This window comes from Streptomyces sp. NPDC025784 (assembly GCF_055558435.1).
In genome coordinates this window covers 23,841-43,684 of the sequence record NZ_JBVHMN010000002.1, presented here as the reverse complement: position 1 = coordinate 43,684, position 19,844 = coordinate 23,841, and the positions used below count along the sequence as shown (strand labels likewise).

Sequence of the window (19,844 nt, the reverse complement as noted above, 5' to 3'; positions counted from 1 at the left end):
CGGGCGTCGGGGCTCACTGAGGCGGTGGCGCACCCGGGATCTCCGTGGGCCCGTACTCGTCGAGGGTCTCCTCCAGGACCGCGCGCACGTCCGCGGGCAGCTCTCCCTCCTGCCCCCAGACGATGATCATCTCCGCGACGGCGCGCAGCTTGATGTTCGTGTGCTGGGACACCTCCCGCAGGACGTCCCAGCCCTGCTCGGGTGTCACCCGTCCGAGCGCCACCATCATGCCGATGGCCTGGTCCACGACGGCGTGCGAGGTGACCGCTGCCTTCAACTGGTCGATCTCTTCCCGCAGTCTGCGCGGATCGTCGTCATCCGGACGGGCGTCTGGACTCATCGTCCCCTCCGGGCGGGGTGCGTCGTCGGTCAGGGCTCCTGGGTCCATCGTCGCCACTGCACCGGGCGTGTGCCAACGCTGCGGAGGACATCGACTGGTTCCCGTACCGAGCCCGCGTCCGCCCCCGACACGACAGGGGCAGCCGCTCGACGAGCGGCTGCCCCTGCCCCTGCCCCAGCGCACGATCACGCGGCCAGGGTCACGGCCTCCACCGCAGGTGCCCGCACGGCGTGCCGGGCCGTGAGCAGGCTCGTACCCACCGTCACCAGCGCCGCGACCGCGGCGACGCCGAGCCAGATTCCCGGCCCCCGGCCGGGCAGCAGCGTGTCCGACCGGACCAGCGTGAAGGGGAGGATCCCGGCGAGCCCGGCCAGGGTGCCGAAGAAGACCCCGGTCACCGTCAGGACCACGCTCTCCACGCCGACCGTCGCGAGGACCTGCCCCGGTGTCGCGCCGGCCAGTCGCTGCCGCCCGAACTCCCCGGACCGGTAAGTCGTCGCCGCGTAAAGGGAGTTGACGAGCATCACGCAGGCGAAGACCACGATGATCCCGACGACCACCAGGTTCAGGGTCTCCAGGTTCTTGGCGTCGACGGACTTGGGCAGGCCGGAGGCGTCGATCGCGTCGTTCTCGACGGCCTGCATGTACAGGGTCGCCGTCGCCACGCAGGTGAAGAGGATCAACGGCATCAGGACCGCGGACAGTTCGGCGGCGCGGCGCCGCAGGTTCCGTACGGCGAACCAGCCGCTCGCTCCCGGCAGGGGCAGCCGGTCCAGCACGGCCGTCAGCAGCTTCGGGGACAGCAGCGCGCACCCCACGGACAGCAGGATCGCGCCGTAGGCGGGCGGCGCCATCAGGGCCGCGTCCCGCGCCGAGAAGGCGAAGGTCGAGCAGACGGCCATGGCGCCGAGGGCCAGCGCCCCGTACGCGAGGAACCTTCGCGCCCCGCGCCGGGGCACGCTCCGCCGGGTGGCCCGGCGCACCGCGAGGAACGCCGCGCCCGCCGCCGCGAGCACCGTGATGTCGATGCCGGACATCAGCGCGACGGGACCGAAGGAGTAGTCCACCGACCGCGCCACCTGTCCGCTGTCCTGGAAGACGCCCAGCAGGGCCCGCCCGCCGAGCATCGCCGGACCGATCGCCAGAACCGCACCCACCAGCGCGATCACGACGGCCTCCCCGACGACCATCCGCCCGATCTGCCCCGGCGTCGCTCCGGAGCAGCGCAACAGCTCCATCTCGGATCGGCGTCGACGGACGTCGACCGTCAGCGTCGACGCCACCGCGAAGAACACCAGCAAGGTGCCGTACCCGCCGACGACGCTCGCCGCGGTGGACAGCGACTCCGCGCTCACCCGGTCCACGCCGGCCCGGCCGGCCGTGTCGTGCATCGAATTGAACGTCATGATGATCGCCGCGCCCAGGAACGCGGACAGCAGGGTCGCCGTGCAGCGCGCGGGGCGCTTGCGCAGGGAACGCAGGGCCAGAGCGAACATCCCTCACACCTCCAGCAGGACGTCGTCGCCGAGATGGGCCAGCCGTTCGGCCACCGCGTCGACCGTCGGCGCGTGCAGCTCGCCCGCCAGGCGGCCGTCCGCGAGGAACACGACGGAGTCGGCGTACGAGGCGGCCACCGGGTCGTGCGTGACCATGACCACGGTCCTGCCGTGCACCCGCACGGCCTCCCGCAGCAGGACCAGTACGTCGCGGGCGCTGCGCGTGTCCAGGGCCCCCGTCGGCTCGTCCGCGAAGATCACCCGGGGCTCGGTCACCAGCGCCCGGGCGATCGCCACGCGCTGCCGCTGTCCTCCGGAGAGCTGGTCGGGCAGCTGCCCCAGCCGGTCGCCGAGCCCGACGGCCGTCAGCACCTCCCGTACCCGCGCCCGGTCGACGCGCCGGCCGGCGAGTTTGAGCGGCAGGATCGTGTTCTGGGCGACGGTCAGTGTCGGCAGGAGGTTGTACTGCTGGAAGACGAAGCCGATCCGGCTGCGCCGGAACCGTGTCAGCTCCGCCTCGCCACCGCCGGTCATCTCCGCCCCGTCCACCCTCACGATGCCGGTGTCGGGCCGTTCGAGCCCCGCCGCGCACTGCAGCAGCGTGGACTTCCCGGACCCCGAGGGGCCCATGACCGCGGTGAACGTGCCGCGTGCCAGACCGAGCGTCACCCCGTCCAGAGCGGTCACGGCACCGGCCCCGGTCCCGTAGGACTTGCCGACCTTGACCAGCCGCAGCGCCTCGGTGGCGGGTCCCGGGTCGTTCGTGCGTCGCGCTCGGTGAAACATCGTCATCACCCTCCGTCGGCACGCCCTGTGCCTCGTCCACGACGCTACGGAGAGCCGGGTCCGCCCACACTGGCCGCAGGACCCCTGTTCCGGGGTGTACCCAGCGACACCTTCGGACGTGGGCCACCCCGTACGGGTCACCAGAACGCGCCGGGCGCCGCCCGCACCGATGGAATGGAGGGGTGACCGCGCCCCCCGACGACTGCCTGGCGCGCAACGAGTGGATCTGCGGCGAGTATCTGAGCACCCGCCGGCACATCCTCCTCGACGCGGTCGCCCAGCACCTCCAGCTCACCGCGGTCTCCGTCCTCATCGGACTGGCCGTCGCGGTGCCGCTCGCCGTGCTCGCCCGTCGCTGGGGCCTGGCCGCGGGACCGGTCCTCGCGGCGACCACGGTCCTCTACACCATCCCGTCGCTCGCGATGTTCTCGCTCCTGCTGCCCGTCTACGGACTGTCCGCCGCGCTGGTCGTCGCGGGCCTCGTCCTGTACTCGCTGACCCTCCTCGTACGGAACATCCTGGCCGGCCTGCGGGCCGTCCCCGAGGAGACCCGGCAGGCCGCGCGGGGCATGGGGTACGGGCCCGTCCGGCTGCTGCTCACCGTGGAGCTGCCGCTCGCACTGCCGGCGGGCATGGCCGGGCTGCGGATCGCCACCGTGTCGGCGGTGTCCCTGGTCACGGTCGGCGCCATCGTCGGCTTCGGCGGGCTCGGCAATCTCATCTACTCGGGCATGAACACCTACTTCAAGGCGCAGGTCCTCACCGCGTCGGTGCTGTGCGTCGTCATCGCCGTCGCCACGGACCTCCTGCTCCTCGCGGTGCAGCGGCTCATGACCCCCTGGACCCGGGCGAGCCGCGGATGAACACCGTGACCGAGGCCTGGGGATGGCTCACCGACCCCGCGCACTGGTCGGGCGACGACGGCGTCTGGCACCGTCTCGCCCAGCACCTCGTCCTGACGGTCGTCTGTCTGGTCGTCAGCTGTCTGATCGCGCTGCCCGTCGCCCTCGTCCTCGGGCACCTCGGCAAGGGCGGCGCGCTCGCCGTGAACCTCTCCAACGTCGGCCGGGCCGTGCCCACCTTCGCCGTGCTGGTGCTTCTCCTGCTCACCCCGATCGGGAGGTGGGGCGAGGGGCCGACGGTCGTGGCGCTCGTCCTCTTCGCCGTGCCGCCCCTGCTCACCAACGCGTACGTCGGGATGCGCGAGGTCGACCGGGACGTGGTGCGGGCTGCCAGCGGAATGGGCATGACCGGCCGGCAGAGCCTGTTCCAGGTCGAACTGCCCCTCGCGCTCCCCATGGTGCTGACCGGGGTGCGGATCGCCGCCGTCCAGCTCGTCGCGACCGCCACCATCGCCGCGCTCGCCGGCGGCGGCGGGCTCGGCCGGATCATCACCGCGGGATTCAACCTGGCCAGCACGCCCCAGGTCGTCGCCGGTGCCGTACTGGTCGCCGTCTTCGCCCTGCTCGTCGAGGGCGTCTTCGAGGTCGTCGAGCGGGTGGCACCGCACCGGACGAGGGGCTCGCGGTGAGGAGGCACGCCGTGCCGGCCGGGGTCGTCCTCCTGCTCGCCGGCTGCGCCACCGGACCGTCGCTGGAGAACCAGGGCTCGGTCACCGCCCCGCCCGGCGACAGCAGGCACCTGGTCATCGGCTCGGCCGGATTCACCGAGAGCGACCTGCTGGCCCAGATGTACGCGCTGCTGCTGAAGCAGGCCGGCTACAAGACGTCGATGATCACCGTCGCCAACCGGGAACTGTACGAACCGGCCCTGGAATCGGGGCAGATCGACGTCGTGCCCGAGTACGCGGCGACCTTCGCGGACTGGCTGAACGCCAAGACCCACGGTGCCGACGCGCGCCCCGTCGGCTCGCCCGACCTCGGCACCACCATGACCGCCCTGCGTGAACTGGCGTCGCCGCGCGGGCTCACCGTCCTCGAACCCGGCAAGGCCGTCGACCAGAACGCCTTCGCGGTGTCCGCCGCGTACGCCCGGGAGCATCACCTCAAGACGCTCGGCGACCTCGGACGGTCCGGTCTGAAGGTGCGGCTCGCGGCGGGCGACGAGTGCGTGCAGCGGCCCTACTGCGAGCCGGGGCTGAAGAAGACGTACGGCATCGACGTCGTCGCCGTCGACCCGAAGGGTGTCGGCACCACCCAGGCGAAGCAGGCCGTGCAGAGCGGCCGGGACCAGATGGTGCTCACCACCACGACCGACGCCACGCTCGACGAGTTCGGGCTCGTCCTGCTGGAGGACGACAAGCACCTGCAGAACGCCGACTACATCGTGCCCGTCGTGAACCGTTCGCGGGCGGGCGGCGAGGGCGTCACCAAGGCGCTCGGCAAGCTCAACGACGTCCTCACCACGGCCGACCTGGCGTCCCTGAACCGGCAGGTGGACAGCTGGCGACGGCTGCCCGAGGACGTGGCGCGCACCTATCTGCGGGACAAGGGCCTGCTGACCTGACCCCATGGGGCCTCGCCCCGACCTTCGAGCCTGCACCGCGGGCCGAGCGACCGCACGCTCCAGGGCTCAGGCATCCGCCACCGAGTCGAAGTCCACCTGAGCGCGCGGCACGCCCCGCGCGTCCGCGTCCACCGACCTGCGCAGCGCCTCGTGCAGCTTGGCCGGGGTCAGTACGCCGAGGAAACGCGCCCCGTCCAGAACGGCGACCCAGCCCGCGTCGTGCTGGAGCATGACGCCGAACGCCTGCTTCAGGGGAGCGCCCACGGGCACCCAGGAGTTCATCCGGTGCGCCAGGTCACGGACCCGGCCGCCCGCGCCGAGTTCGTCCCGGCCGACCCATCCGTGCAGATCTCCGTCGGCGTCGAGCACCACGGCCCAGCGGGCGCCTTCGGCCCGCAGCCGTTCCGCGGCCCGCCCGGCGCTCTCGTCCAGCCGCGCGATCGGCGGCTGCTCCACGTCGTCGGCCTCGATCGTGGTCACCGACAGGCGTTTCAGGCCGCGGTCCGCGCCCACGAAGTCGGCGACGTAGGGCGTGGCGGGCGTACCGAGAACGGCGCCGGGCGTGTCGAACTGCTCGATGCGACCCTGGCCGTACACCGCGATGCGGTCGCCGAGCCGTACGGCTTCCTCGATGTCGTGCGTGACCAGCAGCACCGTCTTGCGCACGGCTTCCTGCATGCGCAGGAACTCGTCCTGCAACTGCTCCCGCACCACCGGGTCGACGGCCCCGAAGGGCTCGTCCATCAGCAGCACCGGCGGATCGGCGGCCAGCGCCCGCGCCACGCCGACCCGCTGACGCTGGCCGCCGGACAACTGGTCCGGATAGCGCGGTCCGTACGTCGCCGGGTCCAGGCCCACCAGGTCGAGCAGTTCGGCGGCGCGTGCCCGTGCCTTCGCCTTCTTCCAGCCGACGAGAGTGGGCACGGTCGCCGTGTTGTCGAGGATCGTCCGGTGCGGGAACAGGCCGACCTGCTGGATGACGTACCCGATGCGCCGCCGCAGCAGCACCGGGTCGACCGCGGCGATGTCCTCGTCGTTCACGAAGATCCGTCCGGACGTCGGCTCGATCAGCCGGTTCACCATCATCATGGTCGTCGTCTTGCCGCACCCCGACGGGCCGACGAGCGTGACGAGTTCGCCCTCGGCCACCTCGAAGGAGAGGCCGTCCACGGCGGTCGTGCCGTCCGGATAGCGCTTGGTGACCTGCTCGAACCGGATCATTCCCTCACGCTAACCGCGTGCCGCGATCACCGCCCACCAGCGGCGTCCCCGCTGCTCGTCGACCTGCTCGCCGAGAACATCGGCAACGGCGCGGCCTGCAAGGCTGCCCACCCCGGCAGCACCCGTGTGCAGTACGGGGAGAACACCCTGTCCGTGGGCTTCCTCGGCGTGAACGTGCTCGCCCCGGTCCTCGCCGACCAGGGCCGCGCCGACCTCGCGTACGAGCTGCTCCACCAGGACGCGATGCCCTCCTGGCCGTACTCGGTGAAGAACGGGGCCAGCACGGTCCGGGAGCGCTGGAACTCCTGCTCCGAGGACGACGGCTTCGGCCCCGTCGAGATGAACTCCTTCAACCACTACTCCTACGGCGCGATCATGGAGTGGATGTACGAGAGCATGGCCGGGTGCGCGCGGGCCGGACCCCGCCGGCGCGGGTGCCGGGCGTGGCGTTCCTCGGGTTCGAGGACGGCACCGCCTCCTACCGCCTGCCGTCGGGCGGTTACGAGGTCACGGCCGCCCTGGACTGGGCGGGCACACGGACGGGGCGGGCCCGCACGGTTCAACCGCGCGGACCTGCCTCCGGTCGGCTCAGACCGCGCCCACCAGGATCACCTCCAGGGTGCGCGGACCGTGCACCCCCTCGACCCGGTCGAGTTCGATGTCGCTGGTCGCCGAAGGGCCGGAGATCCAGGTCAACGGGCGCTCCGGAGCGAGCCGCGCGAGCCCCTGCGGCACCGAGGAGACCACCTGGTCGGGGACGCGCACGACGCAGATGTGGTGGTCCGGCACCAGGGTGATCCGGCGACGGCCCTGATCGGGGCCGCCGTCGAGCACGATGGTGCCGGTCTCTGCGATCGCCACCGCGCACGCGGTGACCACGCTGTCCACCCGGTCGAGCTCGTGCGGGGTGGTCTCGGCGCGGTCCGCCACGCGCGTGACGTCCGTGGCCGCCAGCCACGCCTCGTCCAGGCCCGGCGGAACCACCACGGAGGCCGAGCCGCGCTCCGCGAGCAGCCCGGCGATCACACCGGGCAGTCCGTCCGCGTCGCAACGGTGCACCATCGCCCGGTAGTCGGCCAGGTTCTCGGCGAGCAGCTCGACGGTCTCGGCGACACCGCGCTTCCCGTGCTCGCGCAGATACCCCCGCTCCACGGCCTGGTCGTACGGCGTGTCGTCGTGGCCCGTGTCCGCGAGCGCGCGCCGCACCCGGCCGAGGATCACATCCCTGCTGTTCACTTCGCGTCCTTTCCGCCCCGAGTGCGCTGCCACCAGTCGCGGAACGGCTCCGCGGGCACCGGCGGCAGATCGCGGCTCGCGCTCCACGCCCTGCCGGGTCCCGGCAGCGTCCGCGGATGGAAGCGGCGCGTCCGCCCGGCGAGCCGCTGGCCGGTGCGCAGTGCGCCGGGGTGGCTGAACGCCCAGCGCGCCGCCCGCATCGCCGCCCGCTCGGCGGCGTGCCCCTTGGCCGGCTTGAGGACGACCTTGTTGCCCTCGCGGGTCGCCGGGCCGCCCTGGGCGACCCGCTCCCGCAGGTGCACGAGCACCTCCGGAATGTCGATGGCGACCGGACACACCTCGTAGCAGGCGCCGCACAGCGAGGAGGCGTACGGCAGGGACGCGTCGATCTCCGAGGCGGTGCCCCGGAGTTGCGGGCTGAGGATCGCGCCGATCGGGCCCGGATAGACGGAACCGTAGGCGTGGCCGCCGGCCCGCTCGTACACCGGGCAGACGTTCAGGCACGCCGAGCAGCGGATGCAGCGCAGCGCCTGACGGCCGACCTCGTCGGCCAGCGTGTCGGTGCGGCCGTTGTCGAGGAGCACCAGGTGGAAGGCCCGGGGCCCGTCCTCGTCCGTGGTGCCCGTCCAGGTCGAGGTGTACGGGTTCATGCGCTCGGCCGTGGAGGAGCGGGGCAGCGTCTGGAGGAACACCTCCAGGTCCTGCCAGGTCGGCACGATCTTCTCGATGCCGACGACCGAGATCAGGGTCTCCGGCAGGGTCAGGCACATCCGGCCGTTGCCCTCGGACTCGACGACGACGAGGGTGCCGGTCTCGGCCACCATGAAGTTGGCGCCGGAGATGCCGACCTTGGCTCGCAGGAACTTCTCGCGCAGATGCAGCCGCGCCGCCTCGGCGAGTTCGGCGGGCGTGTCGGTCAGCCCGTCGGGGGCGGGGCGGCCCCACTCGCTCATCTCCCGGGCGAAGATGTCGCGGATCTCGCCGCGGTTGCGGTGGATCGCCGGGACCAGGATGTGCGAGGGCCGGTCCTTGCCCAGCTGCACGATGAGCTCGGCGAGGTCGGTCTCGTAGGCGCGGACGCCCTCCGCCTCCAGGGCTTCGTTGAGGCCGATCTCCTGCGTGGCCATCGACTTGACCTTCACGACCTCCGACTCGCCGGTCGCCCGGACCAGGCCGGCCACGATGCGGTTGGCCTCGTCGGCGTCGGCGGCCCAGTGCACGGTGCCGCCGGCTGCCGTGACCGACTCCTCCAACTGCACCAGGTAGCGGTCGAGATGACGGAGCGTGTGGTCCTTGATCCGCTTGCCCGCCTCGCGCAGCGCCGCCCAGTCGGACACCTCCGCGACCGCCTTGGCGCGCTTGGAACGGATGGTGTGCGTGGCGTGCCGCAGGTTGCCGCGCAGCGTGGCGTCGTGCACGGCCTCGTGCGCGGCCTTCGGAAACGCCGGCATGCCGACGAACGTCCCGCTCATGCCCAGGGCTCCTCTTCCGTGCTCGCCAGGATCTCCGCGATGTGCACCGGACGCATGCCCGTGCCGAGGCGGGTCATCGTGCCGCCGATGTGCATCAGGCAGGAGTTGTCGGCCGCGCACAGCATCTCGGCACCCGTCGACGCGGCGTTGCGCACCTTGTCGGCGCCCATCGCGGCCGAGACGTCGGAGTTCTTGACGGCGAACGTGCCGCCGAAGCCGCAGCACTCGTCGGCGCCGGGCAGCTCGCGCAACTCCAGCCCCCTGACGGCCTGGAGAAGGCGCCGCGGCCGGTCGCCCAGACCCAGGCTCCGCAGCCCGTGGCAGGTCGGATGGTAGGTGACCGAGTGCGGGTAGTAGGCGCCGACGTCGGTCACGCCGAGCACGTCGACCAGGAACTCCGTCAGTTCGTACGTCTTCGGCACGACGGGCGCCAGCGTGGTCGCGAGGGTGTCGCCGCGGCCTTCGGTACGCGCCCTCTCACCCATCCGCGGATAGAGCTCCCGCACCATCGCCCCGCAGGAGCCGGACGGGGTCACGATGGCCTCGTACTCCCCGAATACATCGGAGAAATGCCGGGCGAGCGGTTCTGCCTCGTGGCGATATCCGGTGTTGTAGTGCGCCTGTCCGCAACACGTCTGGTCCATCGGGAAGTCGACGTCGACACCCAGTCTGGTCAGCAGTTTCACCACGGCGCGGCCTGTGTCCGGATACAGCGTGTCGTTGACACAGGTCAGGAACAGAGCGACACGCATCGCAGCTCCTTGTTGTCGATCATCGGATGAGTGCAGCCTACGCGGCGGGTGTGCGGAGCGGGAGACGCCGCGCACCCGCCGTGTGCGGGCGGCAAGGGTCAGCGTGCGGCGAGCCGTTCCTCGGCAGCGAGCCAGGCCGCGGTGTCGCCGCGCGGTTCGTACCGCCGCAACGGCTGGGTCCGGGCGAGCAGCCGGCGCATCTGCGCGCGGTCGCCCACCTGGCCGTGCGCCCGTGCCTGGACCAGCACGTTGCCGAGTGCCGCCGCCTCCGCGGGGCCCGCGACGACGGGCAGCCCGCAGGCCTCGGCGGTCAGCCGGCACAGCAGGTCGTTGCGGGCGCCGCCGCCCACGATGTGCACGACGTCGACCGGATGCTCGGCGAGGGCCTGCGCCTCGGCGACCGCGCGGCGATGGGCGAGCGCGAGGGAGTCGAGGATGCAGCGCGTGATCTCCGCGGGGGACGCGGGCACCGGCTGGCCCGACTCCCGGCAGGCGTCGGCGATCCGCTGCGGCATCCGGCCGGGCGCCAGGAACGCCGCGTCGCCCGCGTCCACGACCGACCGCAGGGGCGTGACCTCGGCGGCGGCCGTGAGCAGACCCTCCAGGCCGGGGTCGCCCCACTCGCGCAGGCACTCCTGGAGCAGCCACAGCCCCATGATGTTCCGCAGATAGCGGACCGTGCCGTCCAGCCCCAGCTCGTTCGTGAAGTTGGCCGCCCGGCTCTCCTCGGTGAGGACGGGCGCGTCCAGCTCCAGGCCCGCCAGGGACCAGGTGCCGGTGCAGATGTAGGCGAAGCGCTCGCCCGCCGCGGGGACCGCGGCCACCGCCGAGGCGGTGTCGTGCGAGGCGACGGTCGTCACCGGGACCGGGCCGGTCAGCCCGGTCTCCTCCAGCACCCGCGGCAGCAGCAGGCCCGCCGGGTCGCCGGGACGGCGCAGCGGCGCGAACAGCCCGAGGTCGATACCGAGCCGTTCGGCCGGCCCGTACGCCCAGTCGCGCGTCCTCGGGTCGATGAGCTGGGTGGTCGACGCGTTGGTGAGCTCGGTCCCGGCCTCGCCCGTGAGCCAGTACGTCAGCAGGTCCGGGACCAGCAACAGGCGCTCGGCGCGGGCGAACTGAGCCGACGAGCGGGCCGCCGTCAACTGGTAGAGCGTGTTGAAGGGCGCGTACTGGAGTCCGGTCGCCGCGTACAGCTCCGCGGCGGACACGGTCGCCCACACCTTCTCCGCGACACCTTCGGTGCGGGAGTCCCGGTAGTGCACCGGGTTGCCGAGGAGCGCTCCGTCCGCGTCCAGCAGGCCGTAGTCGACGGCCCAGCTGTCGATGCCGACCGAGTCGACCTGGCCGGCGGCGCGCAGTCCCTCCAGGACGCCCGCGTACAGGCCGAGGACGTCCCAGCGCAGCCCCTCGGGGAGGCGGACCGGCCGGTTCGGGAAGCGGTGCGCCTCGGCGAGGTCCAGCGTGTCGGGCCCCACGCGGCCGACCATGACGCGTCCGCTGGACGCGCCGAGGTCGACCGCGGCGTACGTGTGGTGCACAGCCGTCACCGCAGGAACGCGGCGGCGACGCCCGCGTCGACCGGGACGTGCAGGCCCGTGGTGTGCGTCAGCTCCCCGCCGGTCAGCGCGAACACCGCGTTCGCGACGTGCTCGGGCAGCACCTCCCGCTTGAGGATGGTCCGCTGGGCGTAGAACTCGCCGAGCTTCTCCTCCTCGATGCCGTAGGTCGCCGCGCGCTGCGCGCCCCAGCCGCCCGCGAAGATCCCCGACCCGCGGACCACCCCGTCGGGATTGACGCCGTTGACCCGGATGCCGTGCTCGCCCAGTTCGGCGGCCAGCAGCCGCACCTGGTGCGCCTGGTCGGCCTTGGTCGCCGAGTAGGCGATGTTGTTGGGTCCGGCGAAGACCGCGTTCTTCGAGGCGATGTAGACGATGTCGCCGCCGAGGCCCTGCCGGGTCATCACCCGCGCCGCCTCGCGCGAGACGAGGAACGAGCCGCGGGCCATGATGTCGTGCTGGAGGTCCCAGTCCTTCGCGGTGGTCTCCAGCAGCGGCCTGGAGATGGAGATGCCCGCGTTGTTGACGACCAGGTCGACTCCGCCGAAGGCCAGCACCGCCGCCTTGAAGGCCTCGGTGATCTGCTCCTCGGACGTCACGTCGACGGTGACGGCGACGGCCTTGTCGGGGCCGCCGAGCTCCTCGGCCACGGCGGCGGCATTCTGGGCGTTCAGGTCGGCGACGACCACGCAGGCGCCCTCGGCCACCAGCCGGTGCGCGATCGCCTTGCCGATGCCGCTGCCGGCGCCCGTCACCAGCGCCACGCGCGTGGCGAGCGGCTTGGGCCTCGGCATCCGCTTCAGCTTGGCCTCCTCCAGGGCCCAGTACTCGATGCGGAACTTCTCCGCCTCCTCGATCGGCGCGTACGTGGAGACGGCCTCGGCGCCCCGCATCACGTTGATCGCGTTGACGTAGAACTCGCCCGCCACGCGGGCCGTCTGCTTGTCCTTGCCGAAGGAGAACATGCCGACCCCGGGGACCAGCACGATCGCCGGGTCCGCGCCGCGCATCGCGGGGGAGTCGGGCAGCGCGTGCCGCTCGTAGTAGGCGGCGTACTCCTCGCGGTACCCGGCGTGCAGCTCCTTCAGCCGGGCGACCGCCTCGTCGAGGGGCGCGGTCGGCGGCAGGTCGAGGACGAGCGGCCGCACCTTCGTGCGCAGGAAGTGGTCCGGGCAGGAGGTGCCGAGCGCGGCGAGCCGCGGGTGCTCGGCGCGGGCGAGGAAGTCGAGCACGACGTCCGCGTCGGTGAAGTGACCGACCTGCGGGCGGTCCTCGGAGGCGATGGCCCGGACGTACGGTGCCAGCGCCGCGGCACGGTCCCGACGGCCGGCCTCGTCGAGGGCCTCGTAGCCCTCGACGACAGGGCCGAAGGGCTCCGCCTCGCCGCGCTCGGCGAGGAACGTCTCCGCGGTGCGGATGATGTGCAGCGAGTTGCGCTCGCACTCCTCGGCGGTGGCGCCCCAGGCGGTGATGCCGTGTCCCCCGAGGACGCAGCCGATCGCCCGCGGGTTGGCCTCCTTGACCGCCGCGATGTCCAGGCCGAGCTGGAAGCCGGGGCGCCGCCAGGGCACCCACACCACACTGTCGCCGAAGCACTCGGCGGTCAGCTTCTCGCCGTCGGCCGCGCAGGCGAGCGCGATGCCGGAGTCGGGGTGCAGGTGGTCGACGTGCGGCGCGTCCACCAGGCCGTGCATCGCGGTGTCGATGGACGGGGCGGCGCCGCCCTTGCCGTGCAGGCAGTAGTCGAAAGCGGCGACCATCTCGTCCTCGCGCTCGACGCCCGGGTAGACGTCGGTGAGCGCGCGCAGCCGGTCCAGGCGTAGCACCGCGAGACCGGCCTCGGTCAGGGTGCCCAGGTCGCCGCCGGAGCCCTTGACCCACATCAGTTCGACGTCGCCGCCGGTCACGGTGTCGGTGTCGGTGCCCTTGGCGGAGGCGTTGCCGCCCGCGTAGTTGGTGTTGCGGGGATCCGAGCCGAGCCGGTGCGACCGGGCCAGCAGAGCGGCGGCTTCGGGATGGGATGCCATGTTCCTGATCCTTCGGAGGTGAGAAGACGTGCCCGGGTGCGCACCCGGGCAGAGGACGCCCTTCAGGGGCGTGGGGGACCGCGCGACCGGCCCGGCGCGGCCCGCGGGCCGCGCGCGGCGGGGCGGCCGGGGGCTACGCCCCCCAGCCCGCCTGCTGCCCGCCGACCCGCTCGGCGGCGATCCGCTCGGCCCAGCCGGACCGGCGGTAGGCGGCGACCGGGTCGGGGTCGAGCCCGAGCTCGGAGCGCACCTCGGCGAGGAGCGGCCGTACGTCCGTGTTGTAGGCGTCCATGAGCACCGCGTTGGCGGCGAGCACGTCGCCCTCGCGCTGCGCGGCGGCCAGGGCGTCGCGGTCGACGAGGAGGGCCTTCGCCGTGGCCTCCTGGACGTTCATCACCGAGCGGATGATCGCGGGGATCTTCGCCTCGATGTTGTGGCACTGGTCGAGCATGAAGGCGACGTCCGGGCCGAAGCCGCCGCCGCGGATCACCTCGTACATGATCCGGAAGAGCTGGAAGGGGTCGGCGGCGCCCACCATCAGGTCGTCGTCGGCGTAGAAGCGGGAGTTGAAGTCGAAGGCTCCGAGCTTCCCCTCGCGCAGCAGCGTGGCGACGATGAACTCGATGTTGGTGCCCGGGGCGTGGTGTCCGGTGTCGACGACGACCTGTGCCTTGGGGCCGAGCTTGAGGCAGTGCGCGTAGGCCGTGCCCCAGTCCGGGACGTCGGTCGCGTAGAAGGCCGGCTCGAAGAACTTGTACTCCAGGAGCATGCGCTGGTCGTCGCCGAGCCGCTCGTAGACCTGGGCGAGGCTCTCGGCGAGCCGGTCCTGGCGCTCACGGATGTCGTCCTGGCCGGGGTAGTTCGTGCCGTCCGCGAACCAGAGCTTCAGATCCTTCGAACCCGTCGCGTCCATGATGTCCACGCACTCGAGAAGGTGGTCGAGGGCCTTGCGGCGCACCGACGCGTCCGGGTGGCAGACCGAGCCGAGCCGGTAGTCGTCGTCCTGGAAGGTGTTGGAATTGATCGCGCCCAGCTTCAGACCGCGCTCCTGCGCGTGCTTGGCCAGGGCCTCGTAGTCGTCGACCTTGTCCCAGGGGATGTGCAGCGCGACCGTGGGGGCCGCGCCGGTGAACTCGTGCACCTTGGCGGCGTCGTCCAGCTTCTCCTGCGGGGTGCGCGGGACCCCCGGTTGCGCGAACACCTTGAACCGGGTCCCCGAGTTCCCGTACGCCCACGACGGCGTCTCGACGGCCTGGGTCTTGAGCGCGGCCTTCACCGCGGCGAGCTCGGTCACTTCGGGACTCCTACGACTTCGGATCTGAAAAGGACTGCTGGGGCGGATCTCTTCGGGCGGGCCCCGGACGGGTCCGGACGGGCTCGTGGGACGGGCTGTGCGAAGAGCGCCCTGCGGTGCTTCCTGAGGGGCTGGTGGGACGGCTACCTGCAACGACTGTCTGAAACGATTCAGAAGGCGAAGCTATGAGCCGTCCGAGGGGCTGTCAACCCCTGTGGCGCAGACCGTTCTCCGTGACTCTGTTGTGACCTTTGACCATCGAAAAATTTCGACACGAACCCATTGACGTGACCTGGGTGACATGCCTAACGTCCCGGCAACCCAATTGAAACCTTTCACGACGCTGTGGGGCCGTCCCGCCGGCGTCGTCGAGGAGCCCCTCATGACCCACCCGTCCGATACGGGTCCGGCCCCCGTGCTGGCGCTCAAGGACATCTCGAAGTCCTTCGGCGCCGTGCGCGCCCTGCGGGACGTGTCCCTGGAACTGTTTCCCGGCGAGGTGCACGCGCTCGCCGGAGAGAACGGCGCGGGCAAGTCGACCCTCATCAAGACACTCGCCGGCGTGCACCGACCGGACGCCGGCCAGGTGCTGCTGGACGGCGAGTCCACCGTCTTCCACGGACCCGCCGACGCCCGCGACGCGGGCATCGCGGTGATCTACCAGGAGCCCACGCTCTTTCCCGACCTGTCGATCGCCGAGAACATCTTCATGGGCCGCCAGCCCCGGCGCGCGCTCGGCCGCATCGACCACAAGGCGACCCACGCCGCCACCCTGGCCCTGATGCAGCGCCTCGGAGTCGAACTCGACCCCGACCGCCCCGCCCGCGGTCTGTCCATCGCCGACCAGCAGATCGTCGAGATCGCCAAGGCCCTCTCCTTCGACGCCCGCGTCCTGATCATGGACGAGCCGACCGCCGCCCTCACCGGCAGCGAGGTGGCCCGCCTCTTCGGCGTCGTGCGCACCCTGCGCGACCAGGGCTCCGCGGTGCTGTTCATCTCGCACCGCCTGGAGGAGATCTTCCAGATCTGCGAGCGCGTCACCACCCTGCGCGACGGCGCCTGGATCGCGAGCGAGCCGCTGGACGGCATGACCGAGGACGACCTGGTGCGCCGGATGGTCGGCCGCGACCTCGACGAGCTCTACCCGAAGCAGGACGTCCGGGCGGGCGAGGTCGCCCTGAGCGTGCGCCGGCTGACCCGCGAGGGCGTCTTCACCGACGTCTCCTTCGAGGTGCGGCGCGGCGAGATCGTCGGCCTCGCCGGCCTCGTCGGCGCCGGCCGCACGGAGGTGGCGCGGGCCGTGTTCGGCGTGGACCGCTGGGACGGCGGCGAGGTCGAGGTCGACGGCAGGACGCTGACCAACGGCGCACCCTCGACGGCCATGGCCGCCGGACTGGCCCTCGTCCCCGAGGACCGGCGGGCCCAGGGCCTGGTGATGGACATGTCCATCGAGCGGAACATCGGCCTGACCGGCCTGCGCAGCACGGTGCGGGCCGGCCTGATGGACCGCGGTGCCGAACGCAGCCGTTCCCTCGACTGGGCCGTCAAGCTCCAGGTGAAGTACGCGAGGATCGCGGACACCGTCTCCACGCTCTCCGGCGGCAACCAGCAGAAGGTCGTCCTCGCCAAGTGGCTCGCCACCGGCCCCAAGGTGCTGATCGTCGACGAGCCGACCCGTGGCATCGACGTCGGCACCAAGGCCGAAGTGCACCGCCTGCTCGGCGAGTTGGCCGCCGACGGGGTGGCCGTCCTGATGATCTCCTCCGATCTGCCCGAGATCCTCGGCATGGCGGACCGCGTGCTGGTGATGCACGAGGGCCGGCTCACCGCCGAGATCCCACGCTCCGAAGCCACCGAGGAAACCGTGATGGCCGCAGCCACCGGGAGGGCCGCATGACGGTGACCGCTCCCAACCCCGCCCCCGCCGCCGAGGTGCCAAGGTCGAGCGGCACCCGGCTGGTCGACCGCGTCTTCAAGATGCGCGAACTGGCCATCCTGGTCGTCTTCCTGGTGATGATCGCCATCACCCAGGCGGGCAACAGCCACTTCCTGTCCGAGCAGGGCATCAAGGACCTGCTCCTGAACGCGACGATCCTCGTCCTGGTCGCCACCGGACAGTCGCTCGTCGTCATCACCCGCAACGTCGACCTGTCGGTCGGCTCGACGCTCGGCATCAGCGCCTTCGCGGCCGGCACCTATCTCCAGGGCGGAGGGAACCCCGTCGTCGCCGTGTTCCTCTCGGTCCTGCTCGGCATCGCCTGCGGACTGGTCAACGGAACGCTCGTCAGCCTCGGCCAGGTACCCGCGCTCGTCGTCACCCTCGGCACCCTCTACATCATCCGCGGCATCGACTCCATCTGGGTCGGCTCCCGGCAGATCACCGCGGCCGACCTGCCCGGCTCCTTCGTCGACTTCGGCTCCGGCGGCATCTCGGCCGTCCCCTACCTCGCGCTGATCGCGCTGGCGGTGCTGCTGGTCACCGCGTACTACCTCAAGCACTTCGGCAGCGGACGCGAGCTGTACGCGCTGGGCTCCAACCCGGAGGCCGCCCGACTCGCCGGCATCCCCGTCCGCAAGCGCATCCTGACCGCCTACGTGGTGTGCGGGGGCCTCGCCGGACTCGCGGGCGCCCTGTATCTCGCCCGCTTCGGCAACGTCGACTCCGGCACCGGAAACGGCTACGAACTCACCGTCGTCAGCGCGGTCGTGGTCGGCGGGGTCGTCTTCACCGGCGGATCCGGCAGCGTCTACGGCGCCGCCCTCGGCGCCCTGCTGCTCACCTCGATCAACAGCGTGCTGCCCGCCCTCGGCGTCAGCTCCGTCTGGGTGCTCGCCATCAACGGCATCCTGCTCATCCTCGCCATCGCGGTCGACCGGGTCGTCGCGCTGCGCGTGGCCTCCGCACTGAAGAAGAGGAACGCCCGCCATGGCTGACTCGCCCCTCGCGCGCGCCGTCCGCTGGGACACGGTCGTCGGCGCCCTCCTCATCGTCCTGCTGCTGTTCTCCTTCGGCTTCGTCGACGGTTTCGGCAACGCCCTCAACCTGTCGTTCCTGATCGGCAACACGCTGCCCATCGCGCTGATCGCCCTGCCGATGACCCTGCTCGTGGTGGCGGGGGAGATCGACCTGTCGGTCGCCTCCACGGCCGGCCTGTCCGGCGCGGTCATGGGAGCCCTGTGGAACCAGGGCATGTCCATCGAGACGATCATCCCGCTGTGCCTGCTCCTGGGCGTGGTGTGCGGCCTGGTCAACGGTCTGCTGGTGACCAGGCTCGGACTGCCCTCCCTCGCCGTCACGATCGGTACGCTCGCCGCCTACCGGGGCGTCGCGCAGATCGTGCTCGGCTCGGACGCCGTCACCGACTTCCCCACCCATTACCTCGACTTCGCGGCCGGACGCATCGGCGACACGTTCCTCCCGCAGGCGTTCCTGCCCTTCCTGGTACTGCTGGCCGTCGCCGTGGTCGTCCTGCACGCCACCCCGTTCGGGCGTTCCGCGTTCGCGGTCGGCGCCAACGAGGAGGCCGCGCGGTTCGCCGGCGTCCGCGTCAAGCGGCAGAAGCTGATCCTTTTCGTCGCGACCGGCTTCATGGCCTCGCTCACCGGTGTCTTCTGGGCTCTGCACTACGCCAGTGCCCGGTACGACAACGCCACCGGACTGGAACTCTCCGTCGTCGCGGCCGTCCTGCTCGGCGGCATCGACTTCGACGGCGGCAAGGGCACGCTCGGCGGCGCGATCGCCGGCGTCTTCCTGCTCGGCGCCCTGCAGAACGTGATGAGCCTCCTGAACGTCTCCGCGCAGTCGCAGATCGTCGTCACCGGCGTCCTGCTGGTCGTCTCCGTGCTCGGCCCCCGGGTCGCACGGCAGATCTCCGTGGCACGGGCGGGCCGCAGGGCGGCCACCACGCAGACCTAGCCGCCCCGCCCCCGCCCGCTCCCGGCCCGTTCCACCCGCTCACGACGTACCCGCACGTTCCCGGCGCACCCGCCGGACCGGCCGTCCGACGGCCGCCGGCCGTCCCCGGCCGGTCGCGCCGTCGCGGCGGAGCCGCACACCGAGACAGTCCCGCGCCCCGTCGGGGGCGCACCCCCTCCCTCCCGAAAAGGACCCGCCATGCGCAAGTCGTCGATCCGTCGCAGCTGCGCGGCCCTCGCCGCCGTCACCTCGCTCGCCCTGGCCGTCACCGCCTGCGGTGGCACCACCAAGAACGACGTCAAGGACTCCGGCGGCTCGGCCGCCACCGCGGGCAAGGCCGACCCGAACGCGGCCACCAAGAAGGGCCTGACCGTCGGTTTCCTGCCCAAGCAGGTCAACAACCCGTACTTCACCTCCGCGGACAAGGGCGGCGAGAAGGCGCTCGAGGAACTCGGCTCCAGCTACAAGGAGGTCGGCCCCAGCAGCGCCACCGACACCAGCAGCCAGGTCAGCTACGTCAACACGCTGACCCAGCAGCAGGTCGACGCGATGGCCGTGTCCGCGCAGGACCCGGGCGCCCTGTGCACGGCGCTCAAGCAGGCGATGACGAACAAGATCAAGGTCGTCACCTACGACTCGGACACCAAGACCGACTGCCGCAACGCCTTCGTCTCGCAGGCCAGCGCCGAGGACCTGGGCCGCACCGAGGTGCAGCTGCTCGCCGAGCAGATCGACTACAAGGGCGAGATCGCGATCCTGTCCGCCGCGCAGACCGCGACGAACCAGAACACCTGGATCGACTTCATGAAGGACGAGCTGAAGGACCCCAAGTACAAGGACATCAAGCTGGTCAAGGTCGCCTTCGGCAACGACGACGCCCAGCAGTCCTTCCAGCAGACCCAGGGCCTTCTCCAGGAGCACCCGAACCTCAAGGGGATCATCTCGCCGACCACGGTCGGCATCAAGGCCGCGGCGCAGTACCTGTCCGGCTCGAAGTACAAGGGCAAGGTCAGGCTGACCGGCCTCGGCACCCCGAACGACATGCGCAAGTACGTCAAGAACGGCACCGTCGACGCCTTCGAGCTGTGGGACCCGGCGAAGCTCGGCGAGCTCGCCGCCCGCACGGCCGTGGCCCTGTCCTCCGGGCAGATCACCGGCAAGGAGGGCGAGACCTTCAAGGCCGGCGACATGGGCACCTTCACCATCGGCAAGGACGGCGTGATCAACCTGGGCAAGCCGACCGTGTTCGACGCCAAGAACATCGACCAGTTCGACTTCTGAT

Annotated in this window: 17 protein-coding genes and 1 pseudogene; 8 read left to right on the top strand and 10 right to left on the bottom strand. The window is 71.6% G+C overall.

The window, feature by feature from the left end; genetic code table 11:
- Positions 1-13: 13 nt before the first annotated feature.
- The 3 genes from ACZ4IF_RS06335 to ACZ4IF_RS06325 form a co-directional block, all read right to left on the bottom strand.
- Positions 14-340 (bottom strand): ANTAR domain-containing protein, encoded by a 327-nt coding sequence (locus ACZ4IF_RS06335; protein ID WP_467560081.1) that lies wholly within the window; start codon positions 338-340, stop codon positions 14-16.
- Between the two features lie 185 nt (positions 341-525).
- Positions 526-1,836: an FtsX-like permease family protein gene (locus tag ACZ4IF_RS06330; protein WP_467560079.1), complete on the bottom strand. Its 1,311-nt coding sequence runs from the start codon at positions 1,834-1,836 to the stop codon at positions 526-528.
- A gap of 3 nt (positions 1,837-1,839) precedes the next feature.
- Positions 1,840-2,628, bottom strand: a complete 789-nt coding sequence (locus tag ACZ4IF_RS06325; protein WP_467560077.1) for an ABC transporter ATP-binding protein — start codon at positions 2,626-2,628, stop codon at positions 1,840-1,842.
- A 176-nt stretch (positions 2,629-2,804) separates the two neighbouring features.
- Here ACZ4IF_RS06325 and ACZ4IF_RS06320 point away from each other — a divergent pair, with 176 nt between their 5' ends.
- The 3 genes from ACZ4IF_RS06320 to ACZ4IF_RS06310 are packed head-to-tail and all read left to right on the top strand — an operon-like array spanning position 2,805 to position 5,088.
- A complete protein-coding gene (locus ACZ4IF_RS06320) occupies positions 2,805-3,485 on the top strand; it encodes an ABC transporter permease (protein WP_467560075.1) in 681 nt (226 codons plus the stop codon).
- Positions 3,482-4,153, top strand: a complete 672-nt coding sequence (locus ACZ4IF_RS06315; RefSeq protein WP_467560073.1) for an ABC transporter permease — start codon at positions 3,482-3,484, stop codon at positions 4,151-4,153. The genes ACZ4IF_RS06320 and ACZ4IF_RS06315 overlap by 4 nt, the downstream gene beginning before the upstream one ends.
- Before the next feature lie 11 nt (positions 4,154-4,164).
- Positions 4,165-5,088, top strand: coding sequence for an ABC transporter substrate-binding protein (locus ACZ4IF_RS06310; protein WP_467560071.1), 924 nt, complete (start codon positions 4,165-4,167; stop codon positions 5,086-5,088).
- Between the two features lie 66 nt (positions 5,089-5,154).
- Here the strand turns inward: ACZ4IF_RS06310 and ACZ4IF_RS06305 are convergent, their stop codons facing one another.
- Positions 5,155-6,309 (bottom strand): ATP-binding cassette domain-containing protein, encoded by a 1,155-nt coding sequence (locus ACZ4IF_RS06305; protein ID WP_467560069.1) that lies wholly within the window; start codon positions 6,307-6,309, stop codon positions 5,155-5,157.
- A gap of 54 nt (positions 6,310-6,363) precedes the next feature.
- Between ACZ4IF_RS06305 and ACZ4IF_RS06300 the strand changes: the two are divergent.
- Positions 6,364-6,830, top strand: a pseudogene (locus ACZ4IF_RS06300) (alpha-L-rhamnosidase-related protein); the annotation flags it as partial.
- Between the two features lie 67 nt (positions 6,831-6,897).
- On the opposite strand, the gene ACZ4IF_RS06295 reads toward ACZ4IF_RS06300, so the two are convergent.
- The 6 genes from ACZ4IF_RS06295 to rhaI form a co-directional block, all read right to left on the bottom strand.
- Positions 6,898-7,545 carry a LutC/YkgG family protein gene (locus ACZ4IF_RS06295; protein ID WP_467560067.1) on the bottom strand — a complete coding sequence of 216 codons (648 nt, stop codon included), beginning with the start codon at positions 7,543-7,545 and terminating at the stop codon, positions 6,898-6,900.
- A complete protein-coding gene (locus ACZ4IF_RS06290; protein ID WP_467560065.1) occupies positions 7,542-9,017 on the bottom strand; it encodes a LutB/LldF family L-lactate oxidation iron-sulfur protein in 1,476 nt (491 codons plus the stop codon). The genes ACZ4IF_RS06295 and ACZ4IF_RS06290 overlap by 4 nt, the downstream gene beginning before the upstream one ends.
- Positions 9,014-9,769, bottom strand: a complete 756-nt coding sequence (locus tag ACZ4IF_RS06285; protein WP_467560063.1) for a (Fe-S)-binding protein — start codon at positions 9,767-9,769, stop codon at positions 9,014-9,016. Before ACZ4IF_RS06285 ends, ACZ4IF_RS06290 begins: the two co-directional genes overlap by 4 nt.
- Positions 9,770-9,867: 98 nt before the next feature.
- The gene (locus ACZ4IF_RS06280) at positions 9,868-11,256 is read right to left on the bottom strand and encodes a rhamnulokinase (protein WP_467561085.1); all 1,389 of its coding nucleotides are present in this window, start codon (positions 11,254-11,256) and stop codon (positions 9,868-9,870) included.
- A 56-nt stretch (positions 11,257-11,312) separates the two neighbouring features.
- A complete protein-coding gene (locus tag ACZ4IF_RS06275) occupies positions 11,313-13,352 on the bottom strand; it encodes a bifunctional aldolase/short-chain dehydrogenase (protein ID WP_467560061.1) in 2,040 nt (679 codons plus the stop codon).
- Positions 13,353-13,485: 133 nt separating this feature from the next.
- Positions 13,486-14,646: an L-rhamnose isomerase gene (gene rhaI / locus ACZ4IF_RS06270; RefSeq protein ID WP_467560059.1), complete on the bottom strand. Its 1,161-nt coding sequence runs from the start codon at positions 14,644-14,646 to the stop codon at positions 13,486-13,488.
- Between the two features lie 382 nt (positions 14,647-15,028).
- Here rhaI and ACZ4IF_RS06265 point away from each other — a divergent pair, with 382 nt between their 5' ends.
- The 4 genes from ACZ4IF_RS06265 (at position 15,029) to rhaS (ending at position 19,843) form a co-directional block, all read left to right on the top strand.
- Positions 15,029-16,543, top strand: a complete 1,515-nt coding sequence (locus ACZ4IF_RS06265) for a sugar ABC transporter ATP-binding protein (protein ID WP_467560057.1) — start codon at positions 15,029-15,031, stop codon at positions 16,541-16,543.
- Complete coding sequence (locus tag ACZ4IF_RS06260; RefSeq protein ID WP_467560055.1) at positions 16,540-17,580, top strand: ABC transporter permease; 1,041 nt, start codon at positions 16,540-16,542, stop codon at positions 17,578-17,580. Before ACZ4IF_RS06265 ends, ACZ4IF_RS06260 begins: the two co-directional genes overlap by 4 nt.
- Positions 17,573-18,562 (top strand): ABC transporter permease, encoded by a 990-nt coding sequence (locus tag ACZ4IF_RS06255; protein ID WP_467560053.1) that lies wholly within the window; start codon positions 17,573-17,575, stop codon positions 18,560-18,562. The genes ACZ4IF_RS06260 and ACZ4IF_RS06255 overlap by 8 nt, the downstream gene beginning before the upstream one ends.
- Positions 18,563-18,760: 198 nt before the next feature.
- A complete protein-coding gene (rhaS, locus tag ACZ4IF_RS06250; RefSeq protein WP_467560051.1) occupies positions 18,761-19,843 on the top strand; it encodes a rhamnose ABC transporter substrate-binding protein in 1,083 nt (360 codons plus the stop codon).
- The last annotated feature ends 1 nt before the right edge of the window (position 19,844 follow it).